This window comes from Streptomyces sp. NBC_01171 (assembly GCF_045039805.1).
Taxonomy (GTDB): domain Bacteria; phylum Actinomycetota; class Actinomycetes; order Streptomycetales; family Streptomycetaceae; genus Streptomyces.
In genome coordinates this window covers 5,102,516-5,120,726 of sequence record NZ_CP108609.1, presented here as the reverse complement: position 1 = coordinate 5,120,726, position 18,211 = coordinate 5,102,516, and the positions used below count along the sequence as shown (strand labels likewise).

At 71.4% G+C, this 18,211-nt stretch carries 19 protein-coding genes; 8 read left to right on the top strand and 11 right to left on the bottom strand.

From position 1 onward, the window contains the following. Positions 1–65: 65 nt before the first annotated feature. Positions 66–443 carry a hypothetical protein gene (locus OG448_RS23555; RefSeq protein ID WP_405556640.1) on the top strand — a complete coding sequence of 126 codons (378 nt, stop codon included), beginning with the start codon at positions 66–68 and terminating at the stop codon, positions 441–443. 22 nt (positions 444–465) lie between these two features. On the opposite strand, the gene OG448_RS23550 is transcribed toward OG448_RS23555, so the two are convergent. From OG448_RS23550 to OG448_RS23530, 5 genes are all read right to left on the bottom strand, one after another. Continuing rightward, on the bottom strand, positions 466–1,410 hold the full coding sequence (locus OG448_RS23550) for an SCO1860 family LAETG-anchored protein (RefSeq protein WP_405556639.1): 945 nt from the start codon (positions 1,408–1,410) through the stop codon (positions 466–468). A gap of 147 nt (positions 1,411–1,557) precedes the next feature. After that, on the bottom strand, positions 1,558–2,649 hold the full coding sequence (locus tag OG448_RS23545) for an amidohydrolase family protein (protein ID WP_405556638.1): 1,092 nt from the start codon (positions 2,647–2,649) through the stop codon (positions 1,558–1,560). A gap of 43 nt (positions 2,650–2,692) precedes the next feature. Beyond that, positions 2,693–3,475: an amino acid ABC transporter ATP-binding protein gene (locus OG448_RS23540; RefSeq protein WP_405556636.1), complete on the bottom strand. Its 783-nt coding sequence runs from the start codon at positions 3,473–3,475 to the stop codon at positions 2,693–2,695. Beyond that, entirely contained in the window at positions 3,472–4,305 is an 834-nt protein-coding gene (locus OG448_RS23535; RefSeq protein WP_329010181.1) for an amino acid ABC transporter permease, read from the bottom strand. Before OG448_RS23535 ends, OG448_RS23540 begins: the two co-directional genes overlap by 4 nt. 4 nt (positions 4,306–4,309) lie before the next feature. Next, complete coding sequence (locus OG448_RS23530; protein WP_030815464.1) at positions 4,310–5,152, bottom strand: basic amino acid ABC transporter substrate-binding protein; 843 nt, start codon at positions 5,150–5,152, stop codon at positions 4,310–4,312. A 203-nt stretch (positions 5,153–5,355) separates the two neighbouring features. On the opposite strand from OG448_RS23530, the gene OG448_RS23525 reads away from it, so the two are divergent. From OG448_RS23525 to thpD, 5 genes are all read left to right on the top strand, one after another. Then, a complete protein-coding gene (locus OG448_RS23525; protein WP_405556633.1) occupies positions 5,356–6,456 on the top strand; it encodes a pyridoxal-phosphate-dependent aminotransferase family protein in 1,101 nt (366 codons plus the stop codon). Between the two features lie 317 nt (positions 6,457–6,773). After that, positions 6,774–7,292 (top strand): diaminobutyrate acetyltransferase, encoded by a 519-nt coding sequence (ectA, locus tag OG448_RS23520; RefSeq protein ID WP_391291257.1) that lies wholly within the window; start codon positions 6,774–6,776, stop codon positions 7,290–7,292. Positions 7,293–7,315: 23 nt separating this feature from the next. Further along, entirely contained in the window at positions 7,316–8,587 is a 1,272-nt protein-coding gene (gene ectB, locus OG448_RS23515; protein ID WP_391291258.1) for a diaminobutyrate--2-oxoglutarate transaminase, read from the top strand. A gap of 35 nt (positions 8,588–8,622) precedes the next feature. Continuing rightward, on the top strand, positions 8,623–9,027 hold the full coding sequence (locus OG448_RS23510; protein WP_030815454.1) for an ectoine synthase: 405 nt from the start codon (positions 8,623–8,625) through the stop codon (positions 9,025–9,027). 5 nt (positions 9,028–9,032) lie between these two features. After that, a complete protein-coding gene (gene thpD / locus OG448_RS23505) occupies positions 9,033–9,932 on the top strand; it encodes an ectoine hydroxylase (protein ID WP_364809874.1) in 900 nt (299 codons plus the stop codon). A gap of 86 nt (positions 9,933–10,018) precedes the next feature. On the opposite strand, the gene OG448_RS23500 is transcribed toward thpD, so the two are convergent. The 5 genes from OG448_RS23500 to OG448_RS23480 all read right to left on the bottom strand — a co-directional run bounded on the left by OG448_RS23500 (position 10,019) and on the right by OG448_RS23480 (position 14,661). Beyond that, positions 10,019–11,080, bottom strand: coding sequence for an aminotransferase class V-fold PLP-dependent enzyme (locus tag OG448_RS23500; protein WP_405556630.1), 1,062 nt, complete (start codon positions 11,078–11,080; stop codon positions 10,019–10,021). 76 nt (positions 11,081–11,156) lie between these two features. Then, positions 11,157–11,876, bottom strand: coding sequence for a DsbA family oxidoreductase (locus tag OG448_RS23495; protein ID WP_405556628.1), 720 nt, complete (start codon positions 11,874–11,876; stop codon positions 11,157–11,159). Positions 11,877–11,950: 74 nt separating this feature from the next. Continuing rightward, positions 11,951–12,454 carry a GNAT family N-acetyltransferase gene (locus OG448_RS23490; RefSeq protein WP_405556627.1) on the bottom strand — a complete coding sequence of 168 codons (504 nt, stop codon included), beginning with the start codon at positions 12,452–12,454 and terminating at the stop codon, positions 11,951–11,953. A gap of 45 nt (positions 12,455–12,499) precedes the next feature. Then, positions 12,500–13,108 (bottom strand): DUF1349 domain-containing protein, encoded by a 609-nt coding sequence (locus OG448_RS23485; RefSeq protein WP_366567951.1) that lies wholly within the window; start codon positions 13,106–13,108, stop codon positions 12,500–12,502. Positions 13,109–13,134: 26 nt separating this feature from the next. Further along, complete coding sequence (locus OG448_RS23480) at positions 13,135–14,661, bottom strand: aldehyde dehydrogenase (NADP(+)) (protein WP_405556625.1); 1,527 nt, start codon at positions 14,659–14,661, stop codon at positions 13,135–13,137. Positions 14,662–14,833: 172 nt separating this feature from the next. Between OG448_RS23480 and OG448_RS23475 the strand changes: the two genes are divergently transcribed. Together OG448_RS23475 and OG448_RS23470 are read left to right on the top strand one after the other, a co-directional pair. Then, complete coding sequence (locus OG448_RS23475; protein WP_405556623.1) at positions 14,834–15,607, top strand: IclR family transcriptional regulator; 774 nt, start codon at positions 14,834–14,836, stop codon at positions 15,605–15,607. A 105-nt stretch (positions 15,608–15,712) separates the two neighbouring features. Further along, positions 15,713–17,170: a peptidoglycan D,D-transpeptidase FtsI family protein gene (locus OG448_RS23470; protein WP_405556621.1), complete on the top strand. Its 1,458-nt coding sequence runs from the start codon at positions 15,713–15,715 to the stop codon at positions 17,168–17,170. A 33-nt stretch (positions 17,171–17,203) separates the two neighbouring features. Here OG448_RS23470 and OG448_RS23465 read toward each other — a convergent pair whose 3' ends face one another. Then, positions 17,204–18,001 carry an HAD family acid phosphatase gene (locus tag OG448_RS23465; RefSeq protein WP_405556620.1) on the bottom strand — a complete coding sequence of 266 codons (798 nt, stop codon included), beginning with the start codon at positions 17,999–18,001 and terminating at the stop codon, positions 17,204–17,206. Positions 18,002–18,211: the final 210 nt, after the last annotated feature.

Below are 18,211 nucleotides of genomic sequence, written 5' to 3'. Positions count from 1 at the left end.
CGCGTCGTCGGACCGGTGAGACCTTATCGAGCTGCTGCCCGACGGGCGGAAAAGGGGACCGTGACATGGCCACTCAGGTGACGACCACGACGGAAGCGCGGCGCGACGGCTCCTCGTTCCTCCGCATCGCCATAGCCCTCCAGACACTGACCATCTTCCTCCAGGCGATCTCCGCAGGGCTGTTGCTCACCACGTCCTACGGAGAGACGCTGCACGGCATCGGCGCCCGTGTGATGTACGGGGCGTCGATGCTGTACGTGCTCGCGGCGGTGCTGGCGTGGAAGCCGGGCGGCGGCTCCACCCGGCCCGTCTGGCACGCCTCGGGCTTCCTCGCGCTCGCCTCGGTCCAGGTCGTGCTCGGCATCGCCCACGTGCCGTCGGTCCATCTCCCGCTGGGTGTGCTGATGTTCGGCCTGAGCCTGCTGGCGCTGGCCCGGCGGTGAGACCCGTTCCGGGCCCCTCCCGTCAACCCCGGCGCCTGCGGGCGACCGTCACCGCTCCCCCGCCCACCAGGAGCAGGGCCAGCGCGCCGCCCGCGATGTACGGGGTGGCCGAACTGCCGCCGGTTTCGGCGAGGTTGCTCTGGGTGCCCTGGGGTTCGACCCGGGGCGCGGGCGCCTCACCGGACTCCTCCTGCTCGGGCGCGGCGGGCTCGGCCGACTCGGGGGCCTCACTGGGAGCCGCCCCCTCCCCCGCCGGTGTCTCACAGCTCGCCTCGGCCAGCGTCACCGTGCCCGTCACCTCGGCCACGTTCAGCCGCAGCGGGTCCACGGAGACCTTGAGCCGGAGCGCGGTGGCCGCCGCCGTGCTGGAGGTGGTCCGGTGTTCGGCCAGGTCGAGACGGACCTCGCCCACGCCGGGGACCCGTACCTCGGCGGGGCCGCCCGCGGTGAGGGTGGTGCGCCTGCCGAGCACGGTGACGGCGCCGAGGACGTTCGCCTCGGCCTCGGGCTCCTCCCCGGCCGCGCAGGTGGCGCGGGCGGTGACCGTGCCGACCTCGATCAGGGAGAGCAGCGGCAGACCGGGTACGTGCAGCCGGGCGTCGGTCAGCCGGACCGAGCCCTCGGCGCGCTCGTCGGTGGCGGTGGCTCTGGCCGAGGCGACGTCGGCGCGCAGCACGGAGAAGGGGCGGCCCTGGTTCACGCCGTCGAGCCGGGCCGCGAGCGCGGTGCGGTCGGCGTCGCCCGGTGCCGTCACCTCGTTCAGGCTGAGGGTGAGCGGGACGTCGGCGGTGTGGTGGAGCAGGGACACGTCGAGACCGGCGCGCAGCACGGCGGCGGAGGCGTGTCCGTGGTCGCCGGTGGCGTGCGCCGGGCTCGCGCCGAGGAGCAGGGGCGCGGCGGCGAGCGCGGTGGCCGTCGCCGCGGTGGCGAGACGGCGTGCGGGCATGCGGAAGTTGTCGCTGTTCAAGGCGGTGGGACCCCCAGGTGGGACGTGCTCGGGACACGACAACCATTACGCACTGTGGGTGAACGGTCAGCGATCCTGGGTTACTTCACTCCATCGTGGGGTTTCCGCCCCCGCATTCGATTAAACGGGCACGCCCGTTCGTCCCGCCTACTGCACGACCAGCCCGTTGAGCACCACCCGGCGCGGCGCCGCGAGTACCCCTACGTCGGCGCGCGGGTCGGACTCGTAGACCACCAGGTCGGCCGGGGCGCCCTCCTCCAGACCGGGGCGGCCCAGCCAGGCGCGGGCGGCCCAACTGGTGGCGGCCAGCGCCTCGACGGGCGGGATGCCGGCGGTGACCAGTTCCGCCACCTCGGCGGCGACCAGCCCGTGCGGCAGCGAGCCGCCCGCGTCGGTGCCGACGTAGACCGGGATGCCCGCGTCATAGGCGTCGCGCACCGTGTCGTAGCGCCGCTCATGGAGGCGTCGCATATGTGCCGACCAGCGGGGGTACTTGTCGTCGCCGCCCGCAGCGAGGTCGGGGAAGGTGGCGATGTTGACCAGGGTCGGCACGATGGCGACGCCGCGCTCCGCGAACAGCGGGATCAGCTCGGGGGTGAGGCCGGTGGCGTGCTCGACGCAGTCGATGCCGGACTCCACCAGGTCCCGCAGCGAACTCTCCGCGAAGCAGTGCGCGGTGACCCGCGCGCCCAGCCGGTGCGCCTCCGCGATCCCCGCCGCCACCGCCTCACGCGGCCAGCAGGGCGCGAGATCACCGACGCCCCGGTCGATCCAGTCGCCGACCAGCTTGACCCAGCCGTCCCCGCGCCGCGCCTCCCGGCCGACGTAGGCGACCAGATCGGCGGGCTCGATCTCGTGGGCGTAGCCCCGGATGTAGCGGCGGGTACGGGCGATGTGCCGTCCGGCACGGATGATCTTCGGGAGGTCGTCGCGGTCGTCGACCCAGCGGGTGTCGGAGGGCGAACCGGCGTCCCGGATCAGCAGGGCGCCGGCCTCGCGGTCGGTGAGAGCCTGCTTCTCGGCGGTGTCCGCGTCGACCGGGCCCTCCGCGCCGAGGCCGACATGGCAGTGGGCGTCGACCAGGCCGGGCAGCGCCCAGCCCTCGACGGTCCGGACGTCACCGGCGCCGGCGGGGCGGTCGTAGGTGATGCGGCCGCCGACCACCCACAGCTCGTCGCGGACGTCGTCGGGCCCGGCCAGGACCCGCCCCTTCACGTGCAGCACCGCCTGATCGCTCATGCACCGCACCTTAGTGAGCGGGCCCCGCGCACTGAAGCCCCGGTTACTCCGCCGTCTTGCCCGGTGCGTCCTCGACGTCGGCCATCGCCGGGTCCAGGACGCGGGAGAGGAAGTGGCGGGTCCGCTCGTTCTGCGGGTTCCCGATGACCTCCTCGGGGGTGCCCTGCTCGACGATGACGCCGCCGTCCATGAAGACGACCCGGTCCGCGACCTCGCGGGCGAAGGTCATCTCGTGGGTGACGACCATCATGGTCATGCCCTCCTCGGCGAGCCCCCGCATCACCGCGAGCACGTCACCGACCAGCTCGGGGTCGAGCGCGGAGGTCGGCTCGTCGAAGAGCATCACCTCGGGGCCCATGGCGAGCGAGCGGGCGATGGCCACCCGCTGCTGCTGGCCGCCGGAGAGCGAGGACGGGTAGGCGCGCGCCTTGTCGGCGAGCCCGACCCGGGCCAGGTTCTCCGCCGCGACCTTCTCCGCCGCCGCCTTGTCCCGCCCGAGCACCCGGCGCTGGGGCAGCGTGAGGTTCTCGGTGACATCGAGGTGCGGGAAGAGGTTGAACTGCTGGAACACCATGCCGATGCGACGGCGTACGGCGTCGATGTCCACGTCCGGGTCGGTCAGCTCGGTGCCGCCGACCACGATGGTGCCCTGCTGGGGTTCCTCCAGCAGGTTCACGCAGCGCAGCAGGGTGGACTTGCCGGAGCCGGACGGCCCGATGACGCAGACCACCTCGCCCTGGCCGATCTCCAGGTCGATTCCGCGCAGGACGTGGTTGTCGCCGAAGGACTTGTGCAGCCCCTCGACGCGGATCTCGGGACTGCTCACCGGATCGCCTCCTGGGACTTGGACTCCATCCGCCGTACGACGAAGCCGAGCGGGATGGTGACCAGCAGATAGCACAGGCCGGCCACCAGGATGGGGGTGGAGTTGGCGGTGGTGCTGGCCAGGTCGTTGCCGAACTTGGACAGCTCGCGCTCCTCCAGCGTGACACCGAGGAACAGCACCAGCGAGGAGTCCTTGAAGAGCAGGACGAGTTCGTTGGTGAGCGGGGGCAGGATGATGCGGAACGCCTGCGGGATGATGATCGAGATCATGGCCCGCGCGGGTGAGAAGCCCAGCGAACGCGCCGCCTCCATCTGCCCCTTGGGCACCGCCTGGATGCCCGCCCGGATCGTCTCGGCCATGTACGCGGCCGAGACCAGGCCGAGGGCGACCGCCACCTTGCCGTAGGTGCCGCCCGGGTACTGCACGTCCGGGAAGGCCAGCGGAACGCCGACGCCGACGAAGATGAAGATCAGCAGGGCGGGCAGGCCCCGGAAGATCTCGATGTAGACGCCGGCGACCCAGCGGTACGGCCCCACGGAGGACAGCCGCATCAGGGCGATGACCACGCCCAGCACGAGTCCGACGACAAAGCCGGACAGCGTGTAGAGCACGGTGTTCTTCAGCGCCAGCGTGATGATGTCCGGGAACATCTGCTCGGCGATGGGCAGTTGCGCGAACTGGTTCTTCAGCCGTCCCCAGTCCGCGGAGAACGCGAAGGCGAGGACGGCGGCGACGAAGACGAGGTACTGCGCGCCGCGCGAGAGCCTGCGCCGCTGCCTGCGGGTCAGGCCCTTCTTGCGGGGCTGGATGCGGGTGTCCGTGTCGGCCATCGGGTCAGGAGCTCGCGGAGGGGGAGGCGGCGGACGGGTCGTACGGGCCGATCCACTTCTCGTAGATCTTCTTGTACTCGCCGTCGGACTTGGCGCGGGCCAGCGCCTTGTTGACGGCGTCGCGCAGGGCGGTGTTGCCCTTCTTCACCGTGAAGCCGTACTGCTCGCCGGTGTTGATGTTGTCCACCACCTGGAAGGCGGAGGCGTTGGCCTTGTCCTTCAGCCAGCCCTGGACCACCGGGTAGTCGATGACCACGGCCTGGACCTGGCCGGTGCGCAGGCCGTTGAGGACCGCGTCGGAGGAGTGGAAGGAGACCGGGTCGAGGCCCTTGCTCTTGGCGAGGTCCTCACCGGTGGTCTGCGCCTGCGCGCCGAGCTTCTTGCCCTTGAGGTCCGAAAGCGACTTGATGCCGCTCTTCTTGTTGACCAGGACGGCCTGCGTGGCCTCGAAGTACGGGTCGGAGAAGTCGACGTTCTTCTTGCGCTCGTCGGTGATCGTCATACCGGCCGCGGCCAGGTCGCACTGGCCGGAGTTGAGGAATGCGCCGGTCTTGAAGTTCTCGAACGGCGTGTCCACGATCTTCTGCTTCACGCCCAGGTCCTTGGCGACCAGGTCGATCAGGGAGACGTCGAAGCCCTGCACCTTGCCGTCGATCACCGACTGGAACGGCGGGTAGGGCAGGTGGGTGCAGACGGTCAGCGCTCCGGCGTTGGCGAGGTGGACCCCCTTGACGGTGGTCTTCCCACCCCCGCCGCCCGAGGAGGAGCAGCCGGCGACGAGCGCGATCGCGGCCGCCGCGGTGATGGCTGCCAGCACACGGGGCCGGCGCTGAAGGAGGGTCTTCATGGGGGGAATCTCCCGATCGGGGGAACTGTGGGTTCCGATTATAAGGAGAGGTTTGGGCCTCTCAAATCAAACTGATGGCTTCGCGGCCGTCCAGCCTAAGATGTCGCCGGTCAAAACGGCACGGAGGCCGCCAGTTACCCTCGTCACCGTCGGCCTCCCAGGGCCGGCCTCCGTGGACCTCGTGAGCGAAGAAGGCACCCGCCGTGACCCATCCCCTCCTCGACCTGCCCCCGCTGACCGCCGCGCGGTTCGCCGCCATCGAGGACCGGGTGGCCCGGCTGCTGGACACCCGGCAGGACGTGCTGATCACCCAGGGCGAGGCGCTGCTGCCGCTGGAAGGCGCGATCCGCGCGGCCGCCGGTCCGGGCACCGTCGCGCTGAACGTGATCACCGGCCCCTACGGCCAGACCTTCGGCGACTGGCTGCGCGACTCCGGCGCGACCGTGCACGACCTCGCCGTGCCGTTCGACTCGGCGGTCACCGCGGACCAGGTCCGGGCGGCGTTCGCCGAGCACCCGGAGATCGACTTCGTCTCCCTGGTGCACGCCGAGGCGGCCACCGGCAACACCAACCCGGTCGCGGAGATCGGCGAGGCGGTACGGGAGCAGGGCGCCCTCTTCTACCTGGACGCGGTCGCCTCGGTCGGCGCCGAGCCGGTGCTGCCGGACGCGTGGGGCGTGGACCTGTGCGTGATCGGCGCCCAGAAGGCGATGGGCGGCCCGGCCGGGGTGTCCGCGATCTCGGTGAGCGAGCGGGCCTGGGAGCGGATGGCCGCCAACCCGGACGCGCCGCGCCGCTCCTACCTCTCCCTGCTGGACTGGAAGGAGCGCTGGATCGACGGCGGCCGCAAAGCGCTGCCGCACGCCCCGGCCCAGTTGGAGATGCTGGCGCTGGACGCCTGTGTCGAGCGGATCGAGGCGGATGGCCTGGACACGGTGATGGCCCGGCACCGCGACCTCGCGCGGGCCACGCGGGCGGGGGCGATCGCCCTGGGCGGCGGCCTCCAGCCTTATGTGCGTGAGGAGCGGGACGCGGCGCCGGTGGCGACCACGCTGCGGGTGCCGGCGGGCACGGTGGCCTCGGAGCTGGTGGCGCGGGCACTCGAGAGCGACCCGGGGTTGCCGCTGGCCGCCGGTGGCGGGGCGCTGGCCAAGGAGATGATCCGGGTGAACCACTACGGGCCCGACGCCACGCCGCAGGTGGTGCGCCGCGCGCTGGCGGCGCTGGGTACGGCCCTGGCCGGACAGGGGCTGACGGTGGACCCGGAGGCGGCCGCGGCCGCGGTGGACGAGTTCCTGCTCTGACCCCCGGCACGCACCAGCGGCCCGCGCGATTTCGCGCGGGCCGTTTTCTTTTCCGGCCACCGTTCCAGCCACTTATCCATATGACGTAAATTCCCCGTGAATTCAGTCGATCAGGCTCAGCCTTTTTATCCTGCCCGGTTTTTGCAGAGCTAAACAACTTCGGTTTTCCACAGGTTTCCGTCCTGTGACACACTCCACACGGGGAGCTTTTTGTCCGGGTTTACCCTAGGTCAAACCCGGCATAACACCGAGAGGTCCAGACCCTCCCGAGATCCCCGTCGTGCATTTCGCAATTCACCTCGCTAAATTCAGGCCGCATGACTTCCGCATCCGCCGACCTGCTCATCGACAGACCCGCGGTGACCGACGGCGCCGCACTCTGGCGTCTCGCCAAGGACTCGAAAACGCTCGACCTGAACTCCTCGTACAGCTATCTGCTGTGGTGCCGTGACTTCGCCGGCACCTCGGCGGTGGCCCGGGGCGCGGACGGCGAGCCGGTCGGGTTCGTCACCGGGTACGTCCGCCCCGACCGCCCGCACACGCTGCTCGTCTGGCAGGTGGCCGTGGACGGCTCCCAGCGCGGCAAGGGCATCGCCGCCGCGCTGCTGGACGGGCTGACCGCGCGGCTGGCCGCCGAGCAGGGCGTCACGGATGTGGAGACGACCATCACCCCCGGCAACACCGCCTCCGAGCGGCTGTTCACCTCGTTCGCCGAGCGCCACGGCGCCGGGCTGACCCGCGAGGTGCTGTTTCCGGAGGAGCTGTTCCCGGACGGCCCGCACGACCCCGAAGTGCTGTACCGCATAGGCCCGCTGACCCACGTCCCGGCGCACTGACGTCCCCCGAGGAGCGAATCACCGTGACCATCACCCAGCCCGACCTGAGCGTCTTCGAGACCGTGGAGTCCGAGGTCCGCAGCTACTGCCGCGGCTGGCCCGTCGTGTTCGACCAGGCGCGGGGCAGCAGGATGTACGACGAGGACGGCCATGCCTACCTCGACTTCTTCGCCGGGGCCGGCTCACTCAACTACGGCCACAACAACCCGGTGCTGAAACGGGCGCTGATCGACTATCTGGACCGCGACGGGGTGACCCACGGCCTGGACATGTCGACCACGGCCAAGCGGACCTTCCTGCAGACCTTCCAGGACCTGGTGCTCCGGCCGCGTGACCTGCCGTACAAGGTCATGTTCCCGGGCCCGACGGGCACCAACGCGGTGGAGTCCGCGCTGAAGCTGGCCCGGAAGGTGAAGGGGCGCGAGGCGATCGTGTCCTTCACCAACGCCTTCCACGGCATGTCGCTGGGCTCGCTCGCGGTCACCGGCAACGCCTTCAAGCGGGCCGGCGCCGGCGTCCCGCTGGTGCACGGCACCCCGATGCCGTTCGACAACTACTTCGACGGCACCGTGCCGGACTTCCTCTGGTTCGAGCGGCTGCTGGAGGACCAGGGCTCCGGCCTGAACAAGCCGGCCGCGGTGATCGTGGAGACCGTGCAGGGCGAGGGCGGCATCAACGTGGCCCGGCCCGAGTGGCTGCGCGCGCTGAAGGAGCTGTGCGAGCGGCAGGACATGCTGCTGATCGTCGACGACATCCAGATGGGCTGCGGCCGTACCGGCCCGTTCTTCTCCTTCGAGGAGGCGGGGATCACCCCGGACATCGTCACGGTCTCCAAGTCGATCTCCGGCTACGGCCTGCCGATGTCGCTGTGCCTGTTCAAGCCGGAGCTGGACATCTGGGAGCCGGGCGAGCACAACGGCACCTTCCGCGGCAACAACCCGGCGTTCGTGACGGCCACGGCCGCGCTGGAGACGTACTGGGCCGACGGCGCCGCGATGGAGAAGCAGACCCGCACGCGCGGCGAGCAGATCGAGCGCGAACTGATCTCCATCACCGAGGAGAACCTCGCCGACGTGAAGGAGTACCGCGGGCGCGGGCTGGTGTGGGGCCTGGAGTTCCACCACAGCGACCGTGCCTCGCGGGTGGCCAAGCGCGCCTTCGAGCTGGGGCTGCTCATCGAGACGTCAGGCCCGCAGGGCGAGGTCGTCAAGCTGCTGCCCGCGCTGACCATCACCCCGGAGGAGCTGGACGAGGGCCTGAGCATCCTCGCCCGCGCCGTCCGCGAGACCGCCTGACCAGCAAGACCGCCTGGCAAAGAGGAGGAGACACCGTGATCGTCCGTTCGTTCAAGGACATCGAGGGCACCGACCGGCATGTGAAGGCCAAATCGGGTACCTGGGAGAGCAAGCGCATCGTGCTCGCCAAGGAGCGGGTCGGCTTCTCCCTGCACGAGACGGTCCTGTACGCCGGGACCGAGACGTCGATGTGGTACGCCAACCACATCGAGGCCGTCGTCTGCACCGAGGGCGAGGCCGAGCTGACCGACCACGAGGACGGGCAGGTGTACACCATCACGCCCGGCACCATGTACCTGCTGAACGGGCACGAGCGGCACACGCTGCGGGTGAAGGAGGACTTCCGCTGCATCTGCGTGTTCAACCCGCCCGTGACCGGACGGGAGGACCACGACGAGAACGGCGTCTACCCGCTGCTCACCGAGCCCGAGGAGGTGTGAGAACGATGACCACGCTCACCACCACGCCCACCGACCTGTACCCGAGCCGGGGCGCGACCGAGGTCCGCGTCCCGCGCAAGGACCCGGTCGTCTGGGGTTCCCCGGACACGCCGGGCCCGATCCAGGCGGCCGAGCTGGAGGGGTTCGAGCGCGACGGCTTCCTCACCGTCGACCAGATCATCACCCCCGCCGAGGTGCAGGTCTACCGGCGGGAGCTGGACCGGCTGGTCGGCGACCCCGCGATCCGCGCCGACGAGCGCTCGATCGTGGAGCCGCAGTCCGGGGAGATCCGCTCCGTCTTCGAGGTGCACCGGCTCAGCGAGCTGTTCGCCAACCTGGTGCACGACGAGCGGGTGGTGGGCCGGGCCCGGCAGATCCTCGGCTCGGACGTCTACGTCCACCAGTCGCGGATCAACGTCAAGCCCGGCTTCGGGGCCAGCGGCTTCTACTGGCACTCGGACTTCGAGACCTGGCACGCCGAGGACGGCCTGCCCAACATGCGTACGGTGTCCGTCTCGATCGCGCTGACCGAGAACTACGACACCAACGGCGGCCTCATGATCATGCCGGGGTCGCACAAGACGTACCTGGGCTGTGCGGGCGCCACCCCGAAGGACAACTACAAGAAGTCGCTCCAGATGCAGGACGCGGGCACCCCGTCCGACGAGGCGCTGACCGAGATGGCCAGTGAGCACGGCATCCGTCTGTTCACCGGCGCGGCGGGCTCGGCCACCTGGTTCGACTGCAACTGCATGCACGGCTCCGGCGACAACATCACGCCGTTCCCGCGCAGCAACGTCTTCATCGTGTTCAACAGCGTGGAGAACACGGCGGTGGAGCCGTTCGCGGCGCCGGTGCGCAGGCCGGAGTTCATCGGGGCGCGGGACTTCACTCCGGTGCGGTAGCCCTCGCCCGACCCCTGTCACCGGGCCGGTGCCTCTTCGTGTGGGACGGGAGGCACCGGCCCGGTCATGTCCATGTGCGGGGCGGCTCAGCCGTCGAGCGCGTCCAGCAGGCGGTCGACGTCCGCCTCGGTGTTGTAGAGGTGGAAGGACGCGCGCAGGTTGCCCGCGCGGTCGGACACCTCGATGCCGGCGCGGCCGAGTTCCGGCTGGCGGGAGCCGAGGCCGGGCACCGAGACGATCGCGGAGCCCGGCGCGGGCAGCGCCTCGTGGCCGAGCGCGGCGAGCCCGGCCCGGTAGCGGTCGGCCAGGGCCGTGTCGTGGGCGTGGATCGCGGACACGCCCAGCTCCTCGATCAGCTCCAGGGAACGGCGCAGTGCCGGGTAGCAGAACAGGGCGGGGCTGAGGTCGAACCGCCGGGCGGAGTGGGCGAGTTCGGTGACGGGGCCATAGCAGCTGTCCCAGGGCCGCTCGCCCGCGACCCAGCCCGCGAGCAGCGGGTCGAGGCCGCCGAAGTCCTCGGGGACGACGAGGAAGGCCACGCCGTGCGGGCCGAGCAGCCACTTGTAGGCCACCGACGCGGTGAAGTCCCACTCCCCCGCCTCCATCGGCAGCCACCCGGCCGCCTGGGAGAAGTCCACGTACGTAAGCGCGCCGTGGGTGCGGGCGGCCTCGCGCAGGGCGGGCAGGTCGGCCACCTTGCCGTCGGCGGACTGCGCGGCGCTGACGGCGACGAGCGCGGTGCCGGGGCGGACGGATTCGGCGATCCGCTCCACGGGCACCGCGCGGACCTTGAGGTCGCCCCGGACGTGGAACGGGTTGGGCACGGAGGCGAAGTCGTCCTCGGCGGTGAGGACTTCGGCGCCCGCGGGCAGCGAGGCGGCGATCACCCCGCCGTGCGCGGCGACCGACGCGCCGAGCGCCACGCGCTCGACGGGGACCCCGGCGAGCCGGGCGTAGGCGGCCCGGCACTCCTCCACGTCGTCGTAGAGCGCGGTCAGCGGCCTGCCCTGCACGCGCAGCAGGGTGGCCTCGTGCAGGGCGGTGACGGCGCGGGCGGGCAGCAGGCCGTTGCTGGCGGTGTTGAGGAAGGTGCCGACCGGGGCGAACTCGGCGCGGACGAGGCTCTGGAACGTCTCCGTGGTCTCCATGACTCCACTGTGCGGCGCCCGGATGCCGTCGTCCATCACGCATCTCTACAGGGTGTGTCCAAGCAACCCTTATGCGTCAGCCCTGCTGGGGCACCGCGCAGCCGTCGGGGCCACAGGTGCCGGCGTCGTCCTGGGCGAGGGTCTTCAGCGGGGAGCGGTCGCCCCACGCCTGGGTGAGGGCCTGGGTGAAGACCTCGGCGGGCTGGGCGCCGGAGACGCCGTAGGTGCGGTCGAGGACGAAGAAGGGGACGCCGTTCGCGCCGAGCTGGGCGGCCTCGCGCTCGTCGGCGCGGACCTCGTCGGCGTAGGCGGTGGGGTCGGCGAGCACCGCGCGGGTGGCGTCGGCGTCCAGGCCGGCCTCGGCGGCCAGCTCCACCAGGTGGTCGTCGCCACCGGTGAACACCGACTGCTCGTCGGCGAAGTTGGCCCGGTACAGCCGGTCCAGCAGCGCCTCCTGCCTGCCCTGCTCCTTGGCGAAGTGCAGCAGGCGGTGCAGGTCGAAGGTGCTGCCGTGGTCGCGGCCGCGGGTGCGGTAGTCCAGGCCCTCGGCGGCGGCCTGGGCGCCGAGGTTGTCCTCCCCGGCCTCGGCCTGCGCCGCGCTCATGCCGTACTTCCGGGTGAGCATGTCGATCACCGGCTGTACGTCGCCCTTGGCCCGGCCGGGGTCCAGCTCGAAGGAGCGGTGCACGACCTCGACCTCGTCCCGGTGCGGGAACGCGGCGAGCGCCTTCTCGAAGCGTGCCTTGCCGACGTAGCACCAGGGACAGGCGATGTCGGACCAGATCTCGACGCGCATCTTCAGGGCTCTCTTCCGCTCGTACCGGACGGGGGCTCTCTCCGTCCGGTACATGAACGTTCAAGCAGCTTGGTTCATTCCCCCGGCGGGGTCCAGCGCAGGAACAGGTGGTGGTCGTCCTCGGCGGGGGGCTTGTCCGGGTCGGGGACCCAGCCCTGGCGGGCGTAGAACGCCTGGGCGCGCCGGTTGTCCACGTGCACGTCGAGCACGGCGGTCCGCCTGCCCCCGGCCAGCCACCGCTCGACGCAGGCGGCGTGCAGGGCGCTGCCGAGGCCCGCGCGCCAGCGGTCCGGCGAGACGTGGAACTGGTACAGCTTCACCGTGTCCGCCGACTCACCCTCCGGGGTCCGGAAGGAGGCGACGGCGACGATCTCCCCGTCCCGCACCCCGCACAGCACCTCTCCGTCCGGGCGCTCGATGGAGCCCCGCCAGGCATCCGTCCAGTCGAAGTCCGACGGCGGCAGCCCGTCCGGGTAGTAGGTCGCCCGGGCCCGCGCGTGCAGGGCGGCGATGACCTCGGCCTCCCCGGGCTCGGCGGGACGGATCACCAGGGCATCTGCTGTCTCGTCACGGATCATGAGACTCAGGACGCCCGGGCCACGCGCGCGGTTCCGCCGTCGCCCTCAGCTTCCGTCGCGCAGGTCGGCGGGCCAGGTGGGGCGGAACTCCAGGTGGTCGTACGTCACCACGCAGCCCTCGCCGAGCGGTGACTGGGTCATGAAGCCGATCAGGGCGGCGCCGGTCTCCTTCTCGTCGCCGAGGGTGAAGAGGCGGACGAAGGTCCAGCGTTCGCCGTCGCGGGAGGCGTGGAAGGCCAGCGCGCGGCCGGTGCGGCTCACCCGGAGCCAGACGGAACTGCCGGGCACGGTGAAGGAGTTGGCGTCGTCGGAGTGGCCCCGGGTGACCACCGTGCAGATGGTGGGCACGTCCGGGGAGTTCTCCAGGCAGAGCTTGGCCCAGGCCCGGTCGCCGACGTGGACGTAGAGCACCCCGGCGTCGAAGGCGGCGTTGAAGCCGACCGTGACGCGGGCGATCAACTGGAAGTCACCCTCGGGCGACCCGAGCAGCCGGGGCGCATCGGCGGCCGGGTCCAGCGCCTCCCCGGTCGGCGTGACGAACCGGTCCTGCCGGGGCCCGGCCCAGCCGGTGAGCACCCCCTTCTCGTAGGACCAGTGCCCGTCCGGGCCGTACGTCCGCAAGGGGAAGGGGAGTTCGGGAAGCTCTATGTCCATCGGGCGATTCTCGCAGCCGTCCCGCGTCAGCGTTCGAGAACTCCGTCGTACCGCCGGGGCAGGCCGAGCGGGTTGCCGTCGCGCAGCTCGGGCGGGAGCAGGGGCTCGGGGGTGTTCTGGTACGCGACCGGGCGCAGCCAGCGTTCGACGGCGGTGCCGCCGACCGAGGTCGAGGTGGAGGTGGTGGCGGGGTAGGGGCCGCCGTGGTGCTGGGCCGGGGCCACCGCGACCCCGGTCGGCCAGCCGTCGACCAGGACCCGGCCGGCCAGGGGGGTCAGCCGGGCCAGCAGCGCGGCCGCGTCCCCCTCCCCCGCCGCCTCGGCCGGGGAGAGCTGCACGGTCGCGGTGAGACTGCCCGGCAGCCGCTCCAGTACGGCGGTCAGCTCGTCCTCGTCGGCGTAGCGGGCCACCACGGTGACCGGGCCGAAGCATTCCTCCAGCAGCAGTGCGTGCGCGCCCTCGGTGAGCCGGGCCGCGGGGACGGTGAGGAAGCCGGCGCCGACCGTGTGTGCCCCGGCCGCGCCCGGCGTGACGGGCGAGTCCACCTCGGGCAGGGCCGTGCGCTCGGCGACGCCCGCGAGGAAGGCGTCCCGCATGCGGTGGTCGAGCAGCACACCGGGCTCGGTGTCGCTGACGGCGTCGGTGAGCGCCTTGACCAGACCGTCGCCGTGCGCCCCGGCGGGCACCAGCACCAGGCCGGGCTTCACGCAGAACTGGCCGGTGCCGAGGGTCATGGAGGCGGCGAGCCCGGCGCCGATGTCCTGCGCCCGCTCGGCGGCCGCGTCCTCGGTGACCACGACCGGGTTGAGCGAGCCGAGTTCGCCGTGGAACGGGATCGGCACCGGGCGCGCGGCGGCCGCGTCGAACAGGGCCCTGCCGCCACGCACCGACCCGGTGAAGCCCGCGGCGGCGACCAGCGGGTGCCGGATCAGGTCGACGCCCGCGCTGAAGCCGTGCACCAGGCCGACGACGCCCGCGGGCAGGCCGTGCCCGGTGGCGGCCCGGCGCAGCACCTTGGCGACCAGTTCGGACAGGGCCGGGTGGTCGGGGTGGGCCTTGACCACGACGGGACAGCCCGCCGCGAGCGCGCTCGCGGTGTCGCCGCCCGCGACGGAGAAGGCGAAGGGGAAGTTGGAGGCGGCGTAGACGGCCACCACGCCGAGCGGGATCTTCCAGCGGCGCAGGTCCGGCACGGGCGGGGTGGCGGCGGGATCGGGGTGGTCGATGACGACGTCCAGGAAGGCGCCCTCGTCGACGAGGTCGGCGAAGGCCCGCAACTGGTAGGCGGTTCGCGCGAGTTCGCCATTGAGCCGGACCGGGCCGAGGGCGCTCTCGGCGTCGGCGACCTCGATCAGCAGTGCGCTGACCGCCTCCAGGCCGGTGGCCGCCGAGCGAAGGAAGGCGGCGCGTACGGCGCGGTCCGCGAGGGCGTCGCGGGCGGCGTGCGCCTCCCGGACGGTGGCGTCCACCTCGTCGGCCGTGGCTTCCACCGCGACCTGCTCCCGGTGCTTCCCCGTACGCGGGTCGACACTCCAGACTGGTGCTGCTGTCACCGCGGTTCCCTCCAGACAAGGCCGCACTGCCGGGATTCGGCCATCGGCTCGTTCGATATGCTGAACGCCGTCTCCGATGGTGAATGAGCTGCTCGGAGACTATAGGGCGGGGCCTTCCGTATCCAGGGCTCCGCGGCCTCCGGGCGACGGCCGAGCGAAGGGTCCAGAAGCGATGACGGCAGCCGAGACGGGCAGCGGGGCGCAGGTCAAGTCCGCGGTGCGGACGGTGGAGTTGCTGGAGTACTTCGCGGGGCGGCCCGGCATGCACTCCCTGGCGGACGTGCAGGAGGCCGTCGGCTATCCCAAGTCCAGCCTGTACATGCTGCTGCGCACGCTGGTGGAGCTGGGCTGGGTGGAGACGGACGCGACCAGCACCCGGTACGGCATCGGGGTACGGGCGCTGCTGGTCGGCACCTCCTACATCGACGGCGACGAGGTGGTCGCGGCGGCCCGGCCCGCGCTGGACCGGCTCGCGGACGACACCACGGAGACCATCCACCTCGCCCGGCTGGACGGCACCAACGTGGTCTACCTCGCCACCCGCCAGTCCCAGCACTACCTGCGCCCCTTCACCCGTGTCGGCCGCCGGCTCCCCGCGCACTCGACCTCGCTGGGCAAGGCGCTGCTCGCCACGCACACCGACGACCAGGTACGGGCGCTGCTGCCCGAGAAGCTGCCCGCGCTCACCGAGCACACGGTGACCGACCGGGAGGAGCTGATCGCCGAGCTGCACCGCGTCCGCGAGCAGGGCTACGCCGTGGACCGCGAGGAGAACACCCTCGGCCTGCGCTGCTTCGGCGTCGCCGTGCCGTACCGCACCCCGGCCCGCGACGCCGTGAGCTGCTCGGTGCCGGTGGCCCGGCTGACCCCGGCACACGAGCAGATGATCAAGGACGCGCTGCTGGACGCGCGGGACCGCCTGACGCTGGCGACGCGGCGGCTGTGAGCGGTCGCCGCACACACGACATCGGCACTGAAAATCTGAACATGTGATGAGAACCGTGCCCGGACGGGAACGGAAGCGGCCGTCCGGCTCGTCTTCCCCTGCGCCATGAACAAAACGATCAGGCGCGCCGCCGTCTTCTCCCTGCTGCTCATACTCGCCATGCTGCTCCGGGCGACCTGGGTGCAGTTCTACGACGGCAAGGCCCTCGCGGACGCCACCGACAACCGCCGGAACGCCATCGGCACCTACTCCCGCCCGCTCGGCGACATCGTCGTGGCCGGCAAGCCGGTCACCGGGTCGGGCCGGGTCAGCGGGAGCGACCTCGCCTACAAGCGCACGTACACCGACGGCTCGCTGTACGCGGCGGTCACCGGCTACGCCTCGCAGGCGTACGCCCCCACCCAGCTCGAAGGCGTCTACGCCGACCTGCTCAACGGCACGGACACCCGGCTGCACACCGTCATGGACACCGTCACCGGACGGCGGGCCGACCCGGGCGACGTGATCACCACGATCGACCCGGCCGTGCAGAAGGCCGGTCACCGCGCGCTGGGCGGCAACAAGGGCGGGGCCGTGGCGATCGACCCGAAGACCGGCAAGATCCTCGCCATGGTCTCGACGCCGTCCTACGACCCGTCGGCGCTGACCGCCGCGAACACGGCGGGGTCGGCCTGGCAGCGGCTCACCACCGACAAGGAGAAGCCGCTGGTCAACCGGGCGATGCGGCAGCCGCTGCCGCCCGGCTCGACCTTCAAGCTGGTCGTGGCGGCGGCCGCGCTGGAGGACGGGCTGTACCCGGACGTGGACCGGCCCACCGACAGCCCGGTGCCCTACACCCCGCCGGGCACCACCCGCGAGCTGCCGAACGAGAACACCGCGGCGCCCTGCGAGAACGCCTCGATCCGGGTGGCCCTGCAGTACTCCTGCAACAACGTCTTCGGCAAGCTCGCCGTCGACCTCGGCCAGGACAAGGTGCGGGCCATGGCCGAGAAGTTCGGCTTCGACGACGACAAGCTGGACGTCCCGGTGCGGGCCTACCCGAGCGTGTATCCGTCCCACATGGACAAGGCGCTCACCGCGCTGTCGGGCATCGGGCAGTACGACGTCACCGCCACCCCGCTCCAGATGGCCATGGTGTCCTCCGCCATAGCGAACGGCGGAGAGTTGGTGGCGCCCCATATGGTGTCTCAGCTCACCAATGGCGACGGCGATGTGTTGCAGGACTTCGGGGACGCGGACCGCAAGCGGATCGTCAGCACCCGCACCGCCGAGCAGCTCCAGTCCGCGATGCAGACGGTGGTCCGGGACGGCACCGGCCGCAACGCGCTCATCGACGGGGTGACGGTCGGCGGCAAGACCGGCACCGCCCAGCACGGCCCCAACAACAGCGAGACGCCGTACGCCTGGTTCACCGCGTACGGCAAGTCGGACAGCACGGGCAAGGAGGTCGCCGTGGCGGTGATGGTCGAGCAGTCCGGCGCGGCCCGCTCGGAGGTCAGCGGCAACGGCCTCGCGGCTCCGGTGGCCCGGGCGATGATGGCGGCGGCGCTCAAGCGGAGCTGAGCGCCGCCGGGGCATCAGGGTCGGATCGATCCGTCAGGAGACGAAGTACGTCGGGTTGGGCAGCTTGTACGTGCGGTCGGCGTAGCCGCCGTCCAGGTCGGAGTACTGGTCGCCGAAGTTGGCGATGATCTCGTACCCGAGGTCCTGCTCGATGTGCTTGCGGGTGCCGCCCTTGTACTGGACGGTGGTGCACGTCCAGGTGCCCGGCGTGGCGCAACCGGACAGGTAGGCGGGCGGGTTGGCCTTGTCCTTGAGGAACATGTGGCCGGCGTCCAGGTTGACGTCGGCGCCGACCTTCTTCAGGTTCTCCACGGCACCGGCGCGCTGGGACTCGCTCAGGCCGGAGTTGTAGAACACCGCGACACCCTTGGCGTTGGCGTACCGCACCAGCTCCGGGCTGCCGAACACCTCGGGGCGGTCGGCGCGGTTCACGTAGTCGTTCCAGGTGGCGGAGTCGTACGTGTAGTTGTAGCGCTTCTCGTAGTCGAGGCTCAGCAGCAGGGTGTCGTCGATGTCGAACACCACGGCCGGCTTCTCGCCCCGGTGGTGGGCCTTGCGGGCCGCCTTGTCGATGTACCGCTTGGCGTCGGCGTCGATCCGCGCCAGGTCCTTGGCGTACGGGCTGGTGGGCGACGCCTGGTACTTGCCCGCGCTGTCGGCGGTGGTGCCGTAGTAGGTGTCGATGTCCTTCACCAGGAGCCCGATGTTGTACGGCTCGTGCGTGGAGTTCGCCGTCGACTGCCCGGCAGTGGCCGCCCCGGCGCCGTACAGCGCACCCCCGGCAAGCGCACAGGCGGCGGTGGCGGCCGCGATTCGCAGTGATTTATACATGACACGTGTTCTACGCGCGTAAGCGCTGCCGTGCGACGGGTGTTGCAGGATCGAGATCAAGCCAGTGCCCGCTGGGCGGGGCGGGTTGTCAGCGGCGGACGGGCGCAGAGGCGCGGGCAGTCCCCGCGGACGCCACTCGGCTCCGCGCCAGGGCCCTCACGGGCGGGGCGGGGTGCACTCGGCGGACGGAGCCCAGGGGCGCTGGGGTGC